The sequence below is a fragment of the Oleiphilus sp. HI0067 genome (assembly GCF_001635735.1).
This window is the reverse complement of the sequence record NZ_LWFI01000202.1, coordinates 1-1,412: the sequence shown is the minus strand read 5'-3', so window position 1 is coordinate 1,412 and position 1,412 is coordinate 1. Positions and strand designations below refer to the sequence as shown.

The following is a 1,412-nucleotide window of genomic DNA, read 5'->3' as shown; positions in this document are numbered from 1 at the left end:
AATGCGCACAAAAATAACGCACACGATATCGATTTAATTAGCGAGTAGCCCCATATAAAGGAGCGCGTTCTTTTATCTTCTGTTCTTACTTTCGACAAAGCATTGAAGATCGCAAGTTTACTTCAGAACTTAGATATTGATGGCAATCCTGATAACGGAATCAACCTAGGTAATGCTGACCAAGAATTAGAAGATAGCCGACTCGACATCTGCGCATTCAAGGCCACAGACTTTGCTGCCTCGTCCAATATCGCTAGCATAAGAGAGCAACTCGGACTTACAGGGCCTGTTCGCTCATTGCAGCGAAATGTCGCCCATTTATACGATAGTCTCGGGATTGAAGTTCAAGCAGACAATATCGCTCAAAGTGCTCAAAAATCAGGGAGCACCCAAACGCAAAATACCTATTTTGAATACGATGATAGCGGCCGGCTAATCTCCGAACGAACAGAAAACCAGTCAGGCGGCGAAGATTTTGTTGTTTCTTACTCATATGATGAAGATGGTCGTATTGAAGAGAAGACCAATACACGCCAACAACTCCTCGAAACATTTACCTACTCTGACTCGGGGAAAATAACTTCACGAAACGCGTTCCGAGACAATGGCTCAGACTCAAGTGAATCCTACACCTATAAGAATGACGAACTGGTTTCATTTTCATACGACGACGGCAATGATGGAAGTATCGATAAACTGACGTTGTATGATCGCTCTGTTGCTAATCAAGTTACGACACGTATATACAACAACGGCGATTCTTCAAGTACTCCTAGCACAGTCATCGAAGAGACTTATTTCCCTGACGACTTGCTTGCCGTTTACTCTGATGACAAAAACAATGATGGGACACCCGATTTAATCGTGTCTTACAGCTATGACGCACAGGAAAATAAATCAGTATTCAGCGTTCCGATTAATGACCAAGGAAGCGAAACGAGCTACGACGAATTCGAATACTCTGGCGACTTATTCATCAAATACATCAAATATCTCAATGGCCAGATTGTTTACCAAGAACGTTATACGTATGACTAGAACAACAATCGCACGAGTGTCGATAAAGATATGAATGGTGATGGTTTGTTTGACCAATTCGCTCAATATCGCTATGACTCCTCGGGCAACAGAATATCCTCGGCTGAAGATTTCAACGGCAACGGCATCGCCGATAAATATTGGTCTAAATCCTTTGAAACGACCAGCCTCTCTAACCCATGGGATGCAATATTTGGGCAGTTTTAACGCATCACGAATAGCGCTTTACAAAATTAATGTAGAGCGAAGATGCTTAAACTTCCCTATCCTTTCTATTCTTTGTAGTATTGACGTGTTAGGGCGCGGCTTTCGTCGTATCTAAAGTCCCCTTATGAAACAATTAAGACTGAAGCGAATTTTTCGCACATTTCAAG

2 protein-coding genes are annotated in these 1,412 nt (G+C 42.4%); both read left to right on the top strand.

What is annotated here, in order from left to right; translation table 11 throughout:
- Positions 1-102: 102 nt before the first annotated feature.
- On the top strand, positions 103-1,038 hold the full coding sequence (locus A3739_RS02660) for a hypothetical protein (RefSeq protein WP_068480827.1): 936 nt from the start codon (positions 103-105) through the stop codon (positions 1,036-1,038).
- Positions 1,039-1,068: 30 nt separating this feature from the next.
- Positions 1,069-1,245, top strand: a complete 177-nt coding sequence (locus tag A3739_RS28580; protein ID WP_156502239.1) for a hypothetical protein — start codon at positions 1,069-1,071, stop codon at positions 1,243-1,245.
- The last annotated feature ends 167 nt before the right edge of the window (positions 1,246-1,412 follow it).